The following is a 19,642-nucleotide window of genomic DNA, read 5'->3' on the forward strand; positions in this document are numbered from 1 at the left end:
CTATCCTGACCTGGTTTAAAGTTCCTGCAACTAACTTTAAAACCCAATTAATAAATGGTCTGATCAGTTCAGATAGTTATCCTTGTCAACTTATGAATAATAACAACGGCATCACATCGTCAAAGGATACAGATCATACGCTTCTGCTCCAAGGGTTATTTGAGCGTCAGCTAAATAAAACGCCTGATGCCGTCGCCGTTGTTTATAATGGCGAAAGTATTACTTATGCCCGTTTAGATCAGCTCTCCAATAACCTGGCAGCCGCTATTATTTCAACGTCACCAAATTCAGTAATAATTGGCGTCAATACCTATCGGTGCATTGAAACCATCATCAGCGTTTTAGCCATACTTAAAGCAGGCAAGGCATATTTACCTCTTGACACGGGATATCCCAAAGACAGGCTTGAGCAGATCATAGCCGACTCTGGTATCGATACCTGTATAACACCTAAAGCTCAGGAGTATTTTTTCGAAGAGCTGCCACTTAATATTCTGTTGAATGATCATGTTTATCCCGAAGTGAATCCGTTACCTTCAACGACAGACCGGGGTGCATACGTTCTTTACACCTCGGGATCAACCGGTAAACCCAAAGGCGTTCTGATGGGCCACTTGGCATTAGTAAACTTATTACTATGGCAAAAAGATCATTCTACATCCGCATCGGGTTCGCGCACCCTGCAATTTGCTCCGCTTACGTTTGATGTGTCTTTTCAGGAGATCTTCGCTACCCTTACTACCGGCGGCACGCTGGTGCTAATAAATGACGAATTGCGAATAGATCCTGTTCAACTTTTACAATATATTGAGTCACAATCGATAAACCGGATATTTTTACCATTCGTGGTGCTTCAGTATTTAACCGAAGCTGCCGTTAGCAATGATCTTTTTCCTACCTGTCTAAAGGAGATTATGACCGCAGGTGAGCAATTGAAAATAACCCCACAGATTGCCAGCTTTTTTAAGACTTTACCCGGCTGTACATTATATAATCAATATGGCCCAACAGAAACTCATGTAGTAACACAACTAAAGTTGGATGGCGATCCATCGCTCTGGCCATTTTTACCGAATATTGGTATACCGATTGATAATACCGACATCATTATATTGGATGAATTGTTTCATCAAGTACCTGAGGGAGAAACGGGGGAACTTTGCGTTGCTGGTATAAGCTTAGCTGAAGGCTATTTAAATAAACCCGAACTAACCATCGAAAGATTCGTTAGCTGGTCAGAAACAGAAAATAAAACCACGCGCATTTACCATACCGGCGACCTGGCCCGTTATTTACCGGATGGTAATATTGAATATTTAGGCCGTAAAGATACCCAGGTAAAGATCAGGGGTAACCGCGTGGAATTAGGCGAGATAGAGGTATTGTTAAATCAGTTAGAAAACATCAGGCAGGCCGTGGTTATTGCTGGCGAAGATGCCGCAGGGCAAAAACGACTGTTGGCATATCTTGTCGCATCCGATAAACCGCAAAATACAGATAAGGTACGTCAGCATTTAGAAAAGCATTTACCCGATTTTATGTTGCCTTCTGCTTATATATGGTTAAATGAGCTACCTAAAACCACCAGTGGCAAAGTAGATCGTAAGGCTTTACCACAGCCCAATTTGCAAAGACCAGAGCTTTCTACCTCATACAAAGCACCATCTACAATAACAGAGAAAAATATCACCACTGTATGGATGAATTTATTGCAGTTGGACAAGATTGGTTTGGATGATAATTTTTTTCAATTGGGAGGTAACTCGTTACTGGCTTTAAAAATAGTAAGTGAGTTAAAACAGCAATACAATTATGCTATACCCATCACTAAGCTTTACCAATATCCTACCATAGCGGGTTTAGAAGGTTTATTAAACGGCACAAACGAAACAAAACAGTTTTCAATCCGCAAAAAAAACAAAGAGAATAATGCTAACCGCGATATAGCTGTTATCGGCATGGCTGGCCGGTTCCCAGGAGCCAATAATATCGATGAGTTTTGGGAACTTTTAACCGAAGGGCGCGAAACAACCAGTTTTTTTAGTGTTGATGAAATAGACAAACATATTCCAACTGCAATAAAAAACAATCCTGCTTATGTTAAAGCTCGTGGTATTATTGATGGGGCCGATAAGTTTGATGCTGAGTTTTTTGGTTTCAACCCGCGATCGGCCGAATTAATGGATCCCCAGCAACGTATATTCCTGGAAATAGCCTGGGAAGTATTGGAAAAAACCGGACACCTGCCTAAAAAATACATGGGAACTGTTGGTGTTTTTGCCGGGTGTGGGTACAATACTTATTACGATAACAATGTTTTAACCAATCCTGATATAGTAGAAAAGATAGGTCATTTCCAGGTGCGGCTCTTAAATGAAAAAGATTATATAGCTACCAGAACAGCCTATCAATTAAATCTGCAAGGCCCTGCAGTAGCCGTTTATGCCGCATGTTCGACATCTTTATTGGCAGTGGCTCAAGCCGTAAACAGTATACGCGACGGACAATGCTCGCTGGCCATTGCAGGTGCGGCATCCATCACTTCGCCTGTAAAAAGCGGGCATCTTTATGAAGAAGGATCCATCATGAGTAATGATGGGCATTGCCGCCCGTTTGACGAATTGGCAACAGGAACCGTTTTTAGCGATGGTGCAGGCGTTGTTTTACTAAAAAATCTGGAAGATGCACTGCAAGATGGCGATACCATTTACAGTGTTATCAAAGGTGTTGGCGTTAATAATGACGGTTCGGTTAAAAGTAGTTTTAGCGGGCCAAGTGCTCAAGGTCAGGCTGGTGCTATCGCTATGGCTATTGATGATGCCGGGATCGAGGCTTCATCTATAAGCTATATAGAGGCGCATGGAACGGCCACCCCTCTTGGCGATCCTATTGAAATAGAAGGTTTAAATCTAGCTTTTGGCGAACAGGACAAAAAGCAGTATTGCGCTATTGGCTCGGTAAAGAGTAATATGGGCCACCTAACAGCGGCTTCAGGGGTTGCCGGATTAATCAAAACGGTTTTGGCTTTGCGTAACCGGCAAATACCGCCATCACTATTTTATCAGCATATCAACCCGAACATTGATATTTCCAATAGTCCATTTTATGTGAACGCGCAATTAAACCCATGGGAAACAGATGATATCAGGCGTGCCGGTGTGAGTTCATTTGGTGTGGGTGGTACCAATGTACATGTGGTATTGGAGGAATTTGAAGAGAAAACAACTCCTCCGGGAATTGATAAGCCGTGGAAATTGATCTGCTGGTCGGCAAAAACAGAAAGTAGTTTAAATCAGTATGCTCAAAACCTTGGCAACTATATTTCAAAGTACCCCACAGTCAATCTGAATGATATTGCCTACACCCTGCACTCCACCAGGGCGGAATTTAATGTTCGCAGGTTTGTATTAGCGACCAATAATGGAGAATTGATATCTAAATTAAACACACCTGGAGAACCGTCCGCTTCAAAAAACTTAAAAACAGACATTAGCGGTATAGTTTTCATGTTTCCAGGTCAAGGCTCGCAGTATGCCAAAATGGGCGCCGATCTGTATCAAACCGAGCCCGTTTTTGCCAATGCAGTGAATGAATGTATAGCCCTTTTGCAAGGAACTATACATGAGGAATTACTGCAAATATTATATCCAGAAACAGAGGATGAACAATCACACGAAAAAATAAAACAAACCATAAACGCACAACCCGCCATATTTATCCTGGAATATGCCATGGCCAAATTATGGATGAGCTGGGGTATACAGCCTGAGGTTTTAATTGGCCATAGCATTGGCGAATTTGTAGCGGCCCATTTAGCAGGCGTATTTACGTTAAAAGATGCGTTGTTTTTAGTATCCGAAAGAGCAAGGCTGATCAATAGCGTACCAACTGGCAGCATGCTATCAGTGCGCTTAACGGCAGATCAGCTTATAGCGTTATTACCAAATGGCTTATCTATAGCAGCTATCAATAGCCGTAAATTGTGTGTAGTAGCCGGACCGGATGATCTTATTAATAAATTCGCTGCTGATCTATCCGAAAAAAGCATACCCAGCCGCTTACTGGTAACCAGTCACGCTTTTCATTCATCCATGATGGATGAGGTTATTGCCCCGTTTGAGGCGGCAGTAAGATCCATAAAATTAAATGCACCGGTAAAACCATTAATATCAACCGTAACCGGTAACTGGATGAGCGAAGCAGAAGCCACCGACCCGGCCTATTGGGCGCAACATCTGCGCAGAACTGTTCGTTTTGCCGATGGCTTGGATACTTTACTGCAGGATGAAAACAGGCTTTTCCTGGAGGTTGGCCCCGGAAATATATTAGCTACCTTAACACGCCAGCATGAAGCAGGCAGGAAAGCAACGGTTATATCAGGATTTGAGAAAACCGAAACCAATGATGAATGTTATTCTGTTCTTAAAGCACAGGGACAACTTTGGTTAAGCGGATTAGAACTTAATTGGGATGTTGTTTATCAAGGCCAGAACAGGAAAAGGATCGATCTCCCTACTTATGCATTTGATCATAAACGATACTGGCTCGAACCTGCAGCTATTACTCATAAAATTGAAACAATAGCTGATGCTTTTGTTCAACAAACAGAAAACCCGATCACGCAAACCATACCAATGAGAAAAGATATTTTAATTACTAAACTGAAAGAAATATTTGAAGATGCTGCCGGCATTGAAATAGAAGCGGCTAATACAGGGCTGAGTTTTATGGAAATAGGGTTCGATTCTCTTTCGCTCACACAAATAGCTACTAATCTTAAAAAAACATTCAATGTGCCGATTACTTTTAGGAAATTATTTGAAGAGTATAACAGCTTAAACCTGCTGGCATCTTATCTGGATGCCAATCTCCCTGCCGATGTTTTGAAGCCGGAAGCAGTTGCACCGGCACCGGTAGTAGCACAGCAACAGGCATTTATACCACCAACTATAAACACCAGTGCAGGAAATAACGATCTGATCATTGGGTTAATATCGCAACAATTGCAGTTGCTTACCAACCAGCTTGCGCTTTTACAAAACGGCAATGGTATTCAACAAGGCAATACTATCCAAAATAATAGTATCCCCGCTCCTGTTATAGCACCTGCAAAGCCTTCAATAACATACGAACTCAGTCCCGAAGAACAAGTAGAATTAAAAAAACCATTTGGCGCGACGGCTCGTATCGAAAAGCAAACACTGGAACTCAACAACAAACAAGCGGCGTTTTTAAAAGAACTGACCGCCCAGTACAATACAAAAACCAGCGCCAGTAAAGCACAAACACAAAAAGATCGTCCATACATGGCCGATCCCCGTGTGGTAAGTGGTTTCAGGCCATTGACTAAAGAAATTGTATATCCTTTGGTGGTTAACCGCTCCAAAGGCAGTCATGTATGGGATATCGATGGCAACGAATATATTGATGCGTTGAATGGATTTGGATCAAACTTTTTAGGTTATCAAACAGATCAACTTAAAAAAGCCGTTCTGGAGCAGGTTGAAAAAGGCTATGAAATAGGTCCGCAGCATGAACTGGCAGGCGACGTTTGTAAGCTGATCACCGAGTTTACCAATTTTGATCGGGCAGCCCTTTGCAATACCGGATCCGAGGCCGTTTTAGGTGCCATGCGTATTGCTCGTACGGTTACAGGCAGATCGCTTATTGTGGCTTTTAGCGGCTCTTATCATGGCATTAATGATGAAGTGATTGTTCGCGGGACTAAAAAATTGAAGACGGTACCAGCCGCTCCCGGCATTATGCCCGAAGTAGTGCAAAATATGCTGATACTGGATTACGGCACCGAAGAATCTTTAAAAATAATAGCTGAACGCGCCCACGAGCTGGCGGCTGTACTGGTTGAACCTGTACAAAGCCGCAGACCGGAATTTCAACCCGTAGCATTTCTAAAGAAAGTAAGAGAGATAACCCAGCAATCAGAAACTGTTTTAATATTTGATGAAGTAATAACGGGTTTCCGGATGCATCCGGGTGGTGCGCAGGCCCTGTTCGGTATCAAGGCTGACCTGGGCACTTATGGTAAAGTTATCGGTGGTGGCATGCCCATTGGCGCTATAGCCGGTATCAGCAAATATATGGATGCTTTGGATGGTGGCAACTGGCAATATGGCAACGACTCTACCCCTGAGGCTGGGGTTACTTACTTCGCGGGCACCTTTGTTCGTCACCCTTTAGCGTTGGCAGCCGGGAAGGCTACGTTGCTGTATATGAAAGAGCAGGGCCCATCATTGCAGGAAGATCTGAACGCACGAACTAAACGATTAGCCGATGCCTTAAACGTTATTTGTGAGCAAAATGGCATTCCTGTTTACGTACCCTATTTTGGTTCGCTTTGGAAAATAAAATTCAAATATGAACTGGCTTACGGCGAATTACTGTTTACACTCCTACGCCTTAAGAGCATTCATATCTGGGATCTTTTCCCTTGTTTTTTAACCGCTTCCCATACGGATGAGGAAGTAGATCTGATCATCAGTAAATTCAAGGAAAGTGTTGCAGAACTAATAGCCTCAGGGTTTATGCCATCAGAAAAACAGCAACAAACTCATGTTATGCAAAATGGCTTAGCTACAACCCCGCCTGTACCTGGTGCAAAACTTGGGCGTGATAAAGACGGTAATCCGGGTTGGTTTATCAGTGACGAAAACAATCCAGGACAATATTTACAGGTAAAAGTTAGCAACAACTGATTTTGGAAGCCGTCTACACATATAATACTACTCCGGTTGAATTTGATCCTTTTGCCGGACCTGAATTACAAGGCATAGCCCATTCTACAGAATCGCAATTGGAAATCTGGGCTTCTTGTCTTATTGGCGGCGATGAGGCCAATTGTGCTTATAACGAATCATTTTCATTATTACTCTCAGGCATATTAGATCATAAGGCTATGTTAAGAGCGCTACAGGATCTGACTAACCGGCATGAAGCGCTCAGATCATGTTTTAGCGCCGATGGCAAGTATATATGCATTTATAAAGAGTTGGCCTTCAAAATCAATTACCAGGATATTACTGATCGCTCAGCCGAAGAACAACAAACACTTATCGATGAGCAAAATCAGCAAAATGCTTTAACACCGTTTAATCTGCTCACGGGCCCTCTGTTTAAAATATCACTGATCAAATTAGCCAGTGATAAACACTTGTTAACCTTCATTGCCCATCATATAGTTTGCGATGGATGGTCGATAGGCATTATGATGCAAGACCTCGGAAAACTATATAATGCCTATAGCAATAATGAACAGCCGCAACTATCCCCTGCTCCCCTCTTCAGTGATTATGCTGCTGAACAATTGGCATTTGAGCAGACTCCGGAATATAGAAACACAGAAGTTTATTGGCTTGAACAATTCAAAGGCAGTACCCACGCCTTAAATATTCCTACCGATCTGCCACGCCCAGCCATACGCACCTATAAAAGCCACCGCGATGATTTTAATTTAGACAGCGAACTGACTTCTTCTTTAAAAAAACTGGCTAAAAGTAACAACAGTAGCTTCGTTACTACACTATTGGTGGCTTTTGAGATTTTTTTGCAACGCTTAACTGGTCAGGACGAGATCACTTTGGGCTTGCCTGCTGCGGGGCAGTCGGCTACAGGCAATTACGGTTTAGTTGGGCATTGCGTTAATCTGCTTGCACTCAGAAGTTATCCAAAGGGCGAACTTTCATTCAGGACTTATCTAAAACAACGTACTTCGGCTATTTTAGATGCGTATGAGCATCAGCAATATACTTTCGGCAGCCTGCTCAAAAACCTAAATATCCCCCGCGATGCTTCGCGCATACCCCTGGCGCCAGTCATGTTTAATATTGATATGGGGCTTGATGATGATGTTAATTTTAACGGATTACAACATCAGCTAATAAGTAATCCCCGCGAATATGAAAGTTTCGAACTATTTGTAAATATATCCGGACGTGATGAGGCACTTACCCTGGAATGGTCATACAATACCCAATTATTCAAAGCATCAACTATCCGCGGTATGATGGATGATTTTGAATTTTTATTGAAACAACTGGTAAATAACCCCGATATACTCATTGCCGATATTCCGCCTAAAAACTCCGGAGAGCTTATCGATCAACTAAATAGCTGGAATAATACCTTCTCTGCTTACCCGAAAGATACAGGTCTTCATCAATTGATCAGCCAACGGGCAAAAGAATTTAGCGATCATGTAGCCGTAAAATTTGGTGATCAATCGATTACCTATAAACAGTTAAATGAAAACGCCAATCAGCTGGCATCATTGCTAATCAGCGAGGGCGTAAAAAAAAGTGATAAAGTAGCATTTGTGCTTGATCGTTCGGCGAATTTGGTATTGGTAATGCTGGCCATCATGAAAACAGGCGCGGTGTATGTACCTGTAGATCCGCAATTCCCCTTAAACCGTATCAACCACATGCTTACTGATTCCGGTTCGGTTCTGCTCATTACATCCGAAAATTATAAAGAACGTTATCCAGCAATTGCAAAAGAATTGCTGATTGACAATATATGGCCTACACTTGATCAGTATCCTGCAAGTGATATAGAAGTTGAGGTACATGGCGACGATCTGGTTTATATATTATATACCTCTGGCTCAACAGGATTACCAAAGGGCGTACAAATAGTCCACCATAACTTAATTAACTTTTTGTACAGTATGCAAAAAGCACCAGGTATTACGGCCGCAGACAAACTGCTGGCGGTAACCACGGTAAGTTTTGATATATCAGGCCTGGAATTATTTTTACCTTTGATCAGTGGTGCACAGGTAATCATAGCCAACAGCCAGGAAGCGAAAGATGGGCGTGCACTTCTTGACATCATCCAAAAAGAAAGCATTACCATTATGCAGGCCACGCCATATACCTGGCGCATTATGCTTGAGGCTGGCTGGGATACCACAACTCCGCTAAAGGTTATCTGCGGTGGTGAGGCATTACCAAAAGAACTAGCCGAAAAAATAGTAGCCCGGGCGGAAAGTTTGTGGAATGTATATGGCCCAACGGAAACAACTGTGTGGTCAACCGTAAAACAGATAAAAGCCGATGATGCACTTATCACCATTGGCAAACCCATTGACAATACAGCCATTTATATTTTAGATAAATATCTTAACCCTTTGCCAGCTGGAACAGCAGGAGAAATATATATTAGTGGTGATGGTGTTGCTAAAGGTTATTTAAATCAACCTGTTTTAACAAGCGAAAAGTTTGTTGCCGATCCCTTTTCAAAAGTCGCCGGTAGTAAAATGTACCGTACCGGTGATATGGGTAAATTTCTCAGCAACGGCGAAATCGAATGCCTGGGCCGGATAGATTCGCAAATAAAAATACGGGGATACCGCATTGAAACCGGCGAAATAGAGTATCACCTGGTTAATCAATATAACATTAAAGAAGCGGTGGTTTTGGCTCGGCCCGATAATAATGGTATCGATAAATTGATGGCCTATGTGGTTACAGGAGATAACTATAAAGCCGAATCTGAAACCGATCAGGTAAAAGATTGGAAAACTGCATTAAGATCGGCACTGCCAGACTATATGGTTCCTGATAACCTGATCATTGTGCCAGCTATGCCTTTAACACCTAATGGTAAGGTTGATAAAAAAGCGTTGGCTGATCAGCACGGCAACTTAGCCGAAAACATTCATCTATTTATAGCTCCAAGAACAGATGTGGAAAAACTGGTAGCCGATGTTTGGTCGGAATTCCTGGAGATCAAAAACATCAGTATTTACGATAATTTTTTTGAGCTCGGTGGTCACTCGCTTATTGCAGTACAGGTAATGACCCGCATTGAAAAACTTACCGGTAAACGCCTACCCCTCGCTGCTCTCTTTGAAAACTCCACTATTGAAAAATTGGCTTTAATGCTGGAGATGGATGGCAAATCAATCGTATGGGATTCATTGGTGCCTGTTAAGCCTTCGGGCAATAAAATGCCTTTATATATTGTGCACGGAGCTGGGCTTAATGTATTGCTATTCAACACCCTGGCATCAGGCATGGATGCCGACCAACCAGTATATGGTCTGCAGGCCAAGGGCCTTAACGGTATAGATGAGCCATTAAATAACATTGTTGATATCGCGGCGCATTATAATGCGGCCATCATGGCCCAAAACCCTACAGGCCCTTATGCATTGGCAGGCTATTCTTTTGGAGGTATCATTGCTTTTGAAATGGCCAAACAGCTCGAAGAACAAGGCAAACAGGTAAAAATGCTGGCCATGTTTGATACATACGCTTATCGTTCACCTTATTTTGATCCATGGATCATAACGCAAACAAAACGGGGTAAGTTTTTTTTACGTAAATTGATATATAATTTATCATTCCCTAATGGTTTCGCGAGCACAGTGGTACATACGGGTAAGGTAGCCAAACGTGGTTTTACCAAATTATTTTGGAAGATATTCAAGGACGAAAAGCAAGAAGGTTTTTTTGGTTATGCCAATAAAATAGATGAAATGAATATACTTGCCGAAAAACATTATAAATTAGAGGCCCGAAATATTACTATTGAATTGTTCAGAGCCGAGGATCGTACTTTTTACATGGACGATTTTGAATATCTTGGCTGGAAACCATATGCATTAAAAGGAGTTAACGTACATAAAATACCTGGCGGACATAATTCTATTTTTAAGGCCCCTAATGATAAAATATTTGCAAGTATATTACAAAGCTGCCTAAACAAAGTCGCCCCAAAATAACCATATTATGTGTTTAATTAAAGTTCATATCAAATACCAGGATGATATTAATTGGCAAAATGGCGTGAGTTGTGATTATAAGTTAAATGATGGCCAGGTTGATGTTTGGCGTATCAGGATCAGTTCAAATCTGACATTTATTGATGACTTTTTTAAAGTATTATTACCTGATGAAATAATAAGAGCTAACCGTTATGTACAAAAAAAAGACAAGCTTCGGTTTGTATTAAGCCGAGGAGCATTGCGCTGTTTACTAAGCAAGTATACCAATCAGCCTGCTACTACCATTAAATTTGTTATCAGTGCCAACAAAAAGCCATACATATACGAGCAAAACTTAAAATACAACGTGTCTCATGCAGGCGATTGGGTTTTAATTGCTATATCAAACACAGAAGTTGGCGTAGATACTGAAGAGATGGATCCTTCTTTTAGTTATAAAGAGATTCTTGCCGATTATTTTAGTAAAGACGAGATTCATTATATTGCCAATCAGGGCTCTATTAACAGCTTTTACTTACTTTGGACACGTAAAGAAGCATTAACCAAAGCAACCGCAATTGGTTTAGATAATAACCTGAAATATATCCCCAGCCTAAACGGCGATCATGAATTGGATGGAGGTATACTTGCCTCATCCGGTAACTGGAAAATGAACAGTTTTAAGCCCGACGAAAATAATATGGCCAGCCTGGCTACCGAAATAACAGCCGGGCAAACAATGTATTGGGATGTTAACTTTGAAAACTTTTTACCGGGCTTTAAACAACCCGTACTTTAATATACAGAATATGGCCCTTACACCATCTTTCCACCCTATCTTTTTCCCCTCTTCATAGGTTCGGCCATAATAAGAAATGCCCACCTCATAGATCCTGATTTTCGGGATGCGCGAAATCTTGATGGTTACCTCGGGCTCAAAGCCAAATCGTTTTTCTGTTAGCGGAATTCCCTGTATCATCTGCGTGTTAAACAATTTATAGCAGGTTTCCATATCTGTAAGATTCAGATTGGAGAACATATTTGAAGCAAAAGTAAGCCATCTGTTTCCTATGGTATGCCAGAAAAACAATATCCGATGCGGGTTGCTTCCCATAAATCTTGAACCATAAACCACATCGGCAAAACCAGATACTACCGGTTTTAGCAGGTCATTATATTCGGCAGGATCATATTCCAGGTCGGCATCCTGAATAATAAGATACTCCCCTGTTGCCTTTGATATACCTGTATGCAGGGCCGCCCCTTTACCCTTGTTTACTTCATGCTTAAAGTATTGTATATTAATATCGGGATTAGCCTGTTGATATGTGGCAATGGCCAGTTCTGTATTGTCCTTTGAACAATCATTCACAATAATGATCTCTTTTTGAATATCATTGACAAGGTTTACCTCTTTAATTTTATCCAAAATTAAATGTATCGTATTACCTTCGTTATAAGCGGGGATGATAATGGATAATTTTTGTATTGTCATTATTGTTTTTGTGGTCAAACTATGCAATTGTTTTATATTTATACTTCGGTATAAGCTTATTATATCTTTATTGAAAATATTTTAATGCAAGCCGTACTAAAACACGTCAAAATTTACTTAAAAAAACCAAAAGTAATATTTATACTCATATTTCTGACTGTTTTAACCCTGTTGTTTTGGTTTTGTTTGCCCAATCCGTTATTTAAAAGTCCAACATCATATGTTATTGATGATAGTAATGGACAATTATTAGGTGCATCTATTGCTATCGATGGTCAATGGCGCTTTCCCTATAATGACAGCGTGCCCTATAAGTTTAAGCAATGTATCATCGCCTTTGAAGATAAACGCTTTGAGCACCATCCCGGTTTTGATCCTTTAGCCTTTGGCAGGGCCTTGAAACAAAATATCTCATCAAAAAAAGTAACCAGTGGTGGCAGCACTATAACCATGCAGGTCATTAGGCTTGCAACTAAGCACAAACGCAATATCTGGAATAAATTTTTAGAGATATTTATGGCTCTGCGGTTGGAGTTTACTCATAGTAAGAACGAAGTTTTAGCACTTTATGCCAGCAATGCTCCATTTGGCACCAATGTAATCGGTTTGGATGCCGCTTCATGGCGGTATTTTGGGCGCGATCCTAGCAAATTATCCTGGGGAGAGATGGCGGCGATGGCCGTTCTGCCAAACTCACCATCATTAGTGCATCCCGGCAGAAACAGGCTTATATTACTCAAAAAACGAAACTTATTGCTTCAGCGTCTCTACAAGGCAGGTGTCATTGACAGTACAACAAGAGCTTTGGCTGAACTGGAACCTGTGCCAGATCGCCCGGTACCTTTACCACAGCAGGCTCCTCACCTACTTCAGCGGTTTAAAAACGATCAGCAGCACCACCCTGACGGCGATACCCGGCTACAAACAAGTATAAACTCCGCCTTGCAAGAGCAGGTTAATGATATCCTGGAACAGCACCATCAGCTTCTGAAAGCTAATGATATTAATAACATTGCCGCCATTGTTTTAGATGTAGAAACGGGTGCTACGCTGGCTTATGCGGGTAATATAGCACACAGGGAAGACCCGCAGATGGAAAGTGATGTGGATGTGATTGACGCTCCACGCAGCCCGGGTAGTACCCTAAAACCTCTATTATATGCCTCCATGTTGCATAACGGTTTGATATTACCTAACAGCCTGTTGCCTGATGTACCTACACTGATAGCAGGTTATCACCCGGAAAACTTTGATTTGGGATATGATGGCGCTGTGCCAGCATCACGGGCATTATCCCGCTCCTTAAATGTACCCGCTGTAAAAATGTTGCAGCAATTTAAATACGAACGTTTTTATGACTTTTTGCAAAAGGCAGGTATCACTACTTTAACCAAACCGGCAGATCATTATGGATTGTCGCTGATATTAGGCGGTGGCGAAAATACGCTATGGGAGCTAAGCGGAGCTTATGCTGATATGGCCCGGGTGCTTAATCATTATGACCGGTATCATGGTCAGTATAACCCGGCAGATTATCATAGCCCCGTTTATAGTATACCACAAAAAGTAGTAAAACCTAACCTGGAAAAAACGGGCTTACTGGATGCAGCATCCATATATTATACATTCCAGGCGATGGAAGAGGTTATGAGACCAGGTGAAGAAATGCTTTGGCAGCAGTTCAGCTCCACCCAGCGTGTGGCCTGGAAAACGGGCACCAGCTTTGGCTTTCGCGATGGCTGGGCAATAGGTGTTACTCCACGATATGTGGTTGGTGTATGGGTGGGCAACACTGATGGCGAAGGCCGGCCCGGGTTAACAGGTATTAATACCGCGGCACCCGCGCTGTTTGAGATCTTCCGGTTATTACCTGTATCGCGCGATTGGTTTGAAATGCCAACCGGCGAAATGGTCAAAATAAAGGTATGCCATCAAAGTGGTTACCGCGCCGGGCAGTATTGTGATAACACCGACGATATGCTGGTTCCTAAATCAGGACTTAAAGCACCCGTTTGCCCCTATCATAAATTGATACATCTCTCGGCCGATGGGCGGTATCAGGTAAGCGGGAATTGCGAATCGCCGGATAATATGATCAATAAAAAGTGGTTTGTACTCCCCCCTTCTATGGAGTACTATTATAAAGCCAAAGATTATCAGTATCATGTATTACCGCCTTTTCGCGCGGGTTGTATTCAGGCAGAGAATGGTAATGCCATGGAGGTTATATACCCAAAAGATGACGCCAAAATATATGTACCTCTTGAAGCCGATGGTAGCCGGGGCCGGATGATCTGTAATGCTGCTCACCGGGTTCCGGGCATGAAAATATTCTGGCACCTGGATGATCAGTACGTTGGCGAAACACAGGATTTTCACCAGATGGCCCTTAATCCGCCTCCAGGCAAACATATACTTACCCTGGTTGACGGAAATGGAAATACCATTAATATAGGCTTTGAAATATTGAGTAAATAATGGATTCACATAATATGTAATAAGTTAAGTGTCAAAAAATCAATTGTTGGCTATATAACTTAAAACATAGAACCGTTCAAAGTCCAAACATTCATTATATTGGCATCACAAAAATGTAATTCCAATGCTCGAACAGTATGACCTGCATAATTTAATGGTAATTGATATCGAAACCGTGCCTCAATACAGTTCACATGATCAGGTACCGGAACATTTGCAAAAGCTTTGGGAACTTAAAAGCCAAAACCTCCGCAAGGATGAAAGCGCCGAAAATTTTTATAAAAGCGCTGGTATCTGGGCCGAGTTTGGTAAGATCATTTGTATATCGGTGGGGATATTTACAGGCAGCAAAGATAAGGATATCGGGTTGAGAATAAAATCATTCGCGGGCCATGATGAAAAGGACGTGCTTGCCCGGTTTTCGGCCCTGTTGTTCGGTCAGGCGCCTAACTTGGTTTTATGCGCGCATAATGGTAAAGAGTTTGATTTCCCTTACATCTGTCGCAGGTTACTGATCAATGGGTTGCCATTTCCACCTCAGCTACAATTAGCCGGGAAAAAACCATGGGAAATTGTACATATCGACACCATGGAACTCTGGAAATTTGGCGATTATAAAAACTACACCTCACTCAACCTGCTTACTGCCATATTTGACATCCCCACCCCAAAAGACGATATTGATGGCAGCATGGTTGGCGATGTTTACTGGAACCTGAACCAACTCGAGCGTATATGCACCTACTGCCAAAAAGATGTTGTAGCAACGGCACAGCTGTTAAGACGCTACCGTGGTGAAGAACTGATAAAAGATGAACTGGTTACCATAATAGGCCAATAAATGTTACAGATAAGCGATCTTTCGGTTAATTTTAAAACAGCTAATGGTTTATTCAAAGCGGTAAAAAATATATCTTTCACTTTAAAAAAAGGCGAAACAGTAGGTATTGTGGGCGAATCGGGTTCTGGAAAGTCAGTGACGTCGCTTGCCCTGATGCGTTTACTCAATACCGATCAAACGGTAGTTAATGGAGAAGTATTATTGAATGATACCAAGCTATTTGAACTACCTGAGGCTGATATGCGCCACATTCGTGGTAACCGGATGGCCATGATCTTTCAGGAACCTATGACTTCGCTAAACCCCGTGCTTACCTGTGGCTTTCAGCTTACCGAAGCTATAAAACTCCATTTAGGGCTGAGTAATGCTGAAGCCAAAAAGAAGACCATCGAATTATTTAACGAAGTTCAGTTACCGCGACCTGAAACTATATTCGACAGCTACCCACATCAAATATCCGGCGGGCAAAAACAAAGGGTAATGATAGCCATGGCTCTTTCCTGCAATCCCGAGATATTGATAGCCGATGAACCAACGACAGCGCTGGACGTAACGGTTCAAAAGGCCATTATCGATCTGTTGTTAAATCTCAAAAGTACACGTTGCCGCAGCCTTATATTTATATCGCATGATCTGGGCGTGATCAAAGAAATTGCCGACCGGGTTTTGGTGATGTATAAAGGACAAATTGTGGAAGAAGCTTCTGTAGCTGACTTGTTCAATAATCCACAACATGCCTACACCAAAGGACTTTTAGCCTGCAGGCCCTCCCCTGATCAGCACTTAAAAAAACTACCTGTTATAGCCGACTTTTTTAATGCTGATGGTTCCCCGGATACTCAATCAACAACTATCGAGAGCATCCGCGCCAGATACAGTTATACTGAAACAGAAGTCGCCAATCGTAAAAAAGCGCTTTATGAACAGCAACCTCTTTTAAAAATTGATAAACTATCTACCTGGTTCCCCATTAATCCGGGTTTGCTGGGCCCGTCAGGGCAAGTGGTAAAAGCCGTAAACAATGTGAACCTGGAGGTCTATCCAGGCGAAACGCTTGGTCTCGTTGGTGAATCCGGTTGCGGCAAAACTACCCTTGGCCGAACTATTTTGCGCCTCATTGAACCTACTCATGGCACTGTAAGTTTTGAAGGAACGGATCTGGGCAGTTTAAAAAAAGATGCCTTACGCGAAATTCGTAGGGATATCCAGATTATTTTCCAAGATCCCTACTCCTCTTTAAATCCACGGCTAACTGTTGGGCAGTCATTAATGGAGCCTTTACAGGTACACCAATTTTATAGCAACGATACGCAACGTAAGCAAAAAGTACTGGAACTGCTGCAACGGGTAAATCTTTTGCCTGAACATTTTAACCGCTACCCGCATGAGTTTTCGGGTGGGCAAAGGCAACGTATTGTTATAGCCCGCGCTTTGGCTCTGCAACCTAAATTTATTATTTGCGATGAATCAGTTTCCGCTTTGGATGTATCCGTACAGGCGCAGGTATTGAATCTCATCCGTGAGTTACAGCAGGAGTTTAAGCTTACCTACATTTTTATTTCACATGATCTGGCCGTTATCAAGCATATATCTGATCGTATGGTGGTGATGAACAAAGGCGAGATCGTCGAAACAGGTTACCCCGATGATATTTATTATCGCCCGCAGCAAGATTATACCAAACGTCTGATAGCATCCATCCCGCAGGGATAATTCAGGGAACAAGAATGTTTGGAGCAAAGAATAAGGATTTTTTCTATATTCTTTACACCAACAATCATCATCCCAGAAACTCTTTTGTTTTTCCTGTCCTTGTTCTTTGTTCCAAATGTCCTTGTTCCTCAAAAACTCCCCCATCCGCTAATGCCCAAATTCCGTATCTTTGACCAAATACTTATGTATGTCTAAAAAGAAAAATAACTCTTCAATAGTTCAGGTACTCACTCAAATGGTGCTTGATGTATTTGAACAAAACGGTAATACACCGTTAAATTACAAACAAGTTTCTGCTAAACTAAATGTTCGCGACCCCGAAGCGCGCGAGATCATATTTGATATATTAAAAGACGAAGCCAAAAAATCAGTACTCAAAGAACTTTCGCCCGGTAAGTTCCAACTTCTGGAGTTAAAAACGTTTATTGAAGGTAAAGTTGATCTAACCAATGATGGCTCGGCCTTTATTGTTACTGATGATGAATTTGAAAGCGATATTTTTATAGCTCCCCGTAAACTGCGCAACGCCCTGAATGGCGACCGTGTTAAAGTATACGTATATGCCAAAAGCAAAGGAAAACGTAAAGAGGGTGAAGTAATTGAGATCATCCAAAGGGCTAAAATGGAATTTACCGGTGTAGTAAAACTGTCGGAGCGTTTCGCGTTCTTTATTCCTGATGATCGTAAAATGATGCACGACATTTTTATACCCATCAGCGAGTTGAATGGTGCTAAGAATGGAATAAAAGCAGTTGCCGAGATTACCGACTGGCCAACCGAAGCAAAAAACCCTATCGGCAGGATCAAGCATGTACTGGGTGCACAAGGTGAAAATGATACGGAAATGAATGCTATACTTGCTGAGTATGGTTTTCCGCTATCTTTCCCTGCCGAAGTAGAACATGAGGCCGAAGCCATATCTGATGTTATCTCGGAGCACGAAATAGCCAAAAGGCGCGATTTCAGAAACATCACCACATTCACTATCGACCCTTTTGACGCCAAAGACTTTGATGATGCGTTGTCATTCAAACAGTTAGACAATGGCAACTATGAGGTTGGTGTTCACATTGCCGACGTATCACATTATATAGAACCCGACTCTGCCTTAGATAAAGAAGCATTGGAACGTGCTACCTCGGTTTACCTGGTCGACCGTGTTATACCTATGTTACCTGAGCGTTTATCAAACGGGCTTTGCTCTTTGCGGCCTAAGGAAGAAAAATTATGCTTTTCGGCCGTGTTTGAACTGGACGAAAATGCTTATGTAATTAATGAATGGTACGGTAAAACCGTCATTTACTCCGATAGGCGCTTCACTTACGAAGAAGTTCAGGAAGTGATCGAAAATAAAGCAGGCGATTTTGTAGATGAGATTTTAAAGCTTAACGCCCTGGCCTATAAACTACGTGAACGTAAATTCAAAAATGGTGCCATCAGTTTTGAAGCTACCGAAATTAAATTTAAGCTGGATGAACATGGTAAGCCAACAGGTGTTTATGTAAAGGAGCGCAAAGATGCCCATAAACTTATTGAAGATTTTATGCTGCTGGCTAACCGCAAGGTGGCTGAATATGTGAGCAAATTGGGTAAAGGTAAACATAAATACACTTTTGTGTACCGTGCCCACGATTCTCCTAAGCCCGACGCCCTGGCCAACTTTGCGCAATTTGCCGCACGTTTTGGTTACAAGGTAAATACAAAATCGGACAAGGAAACGGCTAAATCCCTTAACTTTTTGATGGAAGATGTGGAGGGTAAAAAAGAGCAGAATGTGCTTACCCAGCTGGCTATCCGATCGATGGCGAAAGCTATTTATACTACTAAAACCAGCAGCCATTACGGACTGGCATTTGATCATTATACCCATTTCACCTCTCCTATCCGCCGCTATCCCGATGTTATGGTGCACCGGCTTTTGTTTCATTATTTGCACGGAGGTCAATCAGCCAATGCCGAACATTATGAAAAACTATGTTCGCACAGTTCGCAAATGGAGAAGAAAGCTGCGGACGCGGAACGTGCTTCGGTGAAATATAAACAGGCCGAGTATCTGAAAGACCAGGTTGGTAATATGTTTACCGGTATCATATCGGGTGTTACCGAATGGGGTATGTATGTAGAGATCATTGAGAATAAGTGTGAGGGCATGATCCGCTTACGCGATATATCTGATGATTTTTATACGTTGGACGAGAAAAACTTCGCCATTATTGGTCAGCGCAAAAAGAAGATATACCAATTAGGCGATGAAGTACAGATCAGGGTAAAAAATGTCGACCTGACTAAAAAACAAATTGACTTTTCATTAGTACAAGATTAGTTCATCGGTTCATTAGTTCACTGGTTCATTAGTGGTTTGTTTAATACCTATCCACTATAAAACACC

At 42.0% G+C, this 19,642-nt stretch carries 8 protein-coding genes; 7 read left to right on the forward strand and 1 reads right to left on the reverse strand.

The features are described 5' to 3' along the window. Positions 1-92: 92 nt before the first annotated feature. Genes ACTJKG_RS13680 through ACTJKG_RS13690 form a run of 3 tightly spaced genes read left to right on the forward strand, consistent with a single transcriptional unit; the run spans position 93 to position 11,525 of the window. A complete protein-coding gene (locus ACTJKG_RS13680; protein ID WP_440739527.1) occupies positions 93-6,713 on the forward strand; it encodes an amino acid adenylation domain-containing protein in 6,621 nt (2,206 codons plus the stop codon). A gap of 2 nt (positions 6,714-6,715) precedes the next feature. Further along, positions 6,716-10,744, forward strand: coding sequence for a non-ribosomal peptide synthetase (locus ACTJKG_RS13685; protein WP_440739528.1), 4,029 nt, complete (start codon positions 6,716-6,718; stop codon positions 10,742-10,744). Positions 10,745-10,751: 7 nt separating this feature from the next. Continuing rightward, positions 10,752-11,525 carry a 4'-phosphopantetheinyl transferase family protein gene (locus ACTJKG_RS13690; RefSeq protein ID WP_440739529.1) on the forward strand — a complete coding sequence of 258 codons (774 nt, stop codon included), beginning with the start codon at positions 10,752-10,754 and terminating at the stop codon, positions 11,523-11,525. Here ACTJKG_RS13690 and ACTJKG_RS13695 read toward each other — a convergent pair. Further along, positions 11,496-12,221, reverse strand: coding sequence for a glycosyltransferase family 2 protein (locus tag ACTJKG_RS13695; RefSeq protein WP_172333640.1), 726 nt, complete (start codon positions 12,219-12,221; stop codon positions 11,496-11,498). The two genes, ACTJKG_RS13690 and ACTJKG_RS13695, sit on opposite strands and share 30 nt — an antisense overlap. 84 nt (positions 12,222-12,305) lie before the next feature. Between ACTJKG_RS13695 and pbpC the strand changes: the two genes are divergently transcribed. From pbpC to rnr, 4 genes are all read left to right on the forward strand, one after another. After that, positions 12,306-14,699, forward strand: a complete 2,394-nt coding sequence (gene pbpC / locus ACTJKG_RS13700) for a penicillin-binding protein 1C (protein ID WP_440739530.1) — start codon at positions 12,306-12,308, stop codon at positions 14,697-14,699. A gap of 124 nt (positions 14,700-14,823) precedes the next feature. Further along, complete coding sequence (locus tag ACTJKG_RS13705) at positions 14,824-15,540, forward strand: 3'-5' exonuclease (protein WP_172333642.1); 717 nt, start codon at positions 14,824-14,826, stop codon at positions 15,538-15,540. Continuing rightward, positions 15,541-17,253, forward strand: a complete 1,713-nt coding sequence (locus ACTJKG_RS13710; RefSeq protein ID WP_172333643.1) for an ABC transporter ATP-binding protein — start codon at positions 15,541-15,543, stop codon at positions 17,251-17,253. A gap of 187 nt (positions 17,254-17,440) precedes the next feature. Then, positions 17,441-19,576, forward strand: coding sequence for a ribonuclease R (rnr, locus tag ACTJKG_RS13715; RefSeq protein WP_440739531.1), 2,136 nt, complete (start codon positions 17,441-17,443; stop codon positions 19,574-19,576). The last annotated feature ends 66 nt before the right edge of the window (positions 19,577-19,642 follow it).

This window comes from Mucilaginibacter sp. 22184 (assembly GCF_052045695.1).
Lineage (GTDB): Bacteria > Bacteroidota > Bacteroidia > Sphingobacteriales > Sphingobacteriaceae > Mucilaginibacter.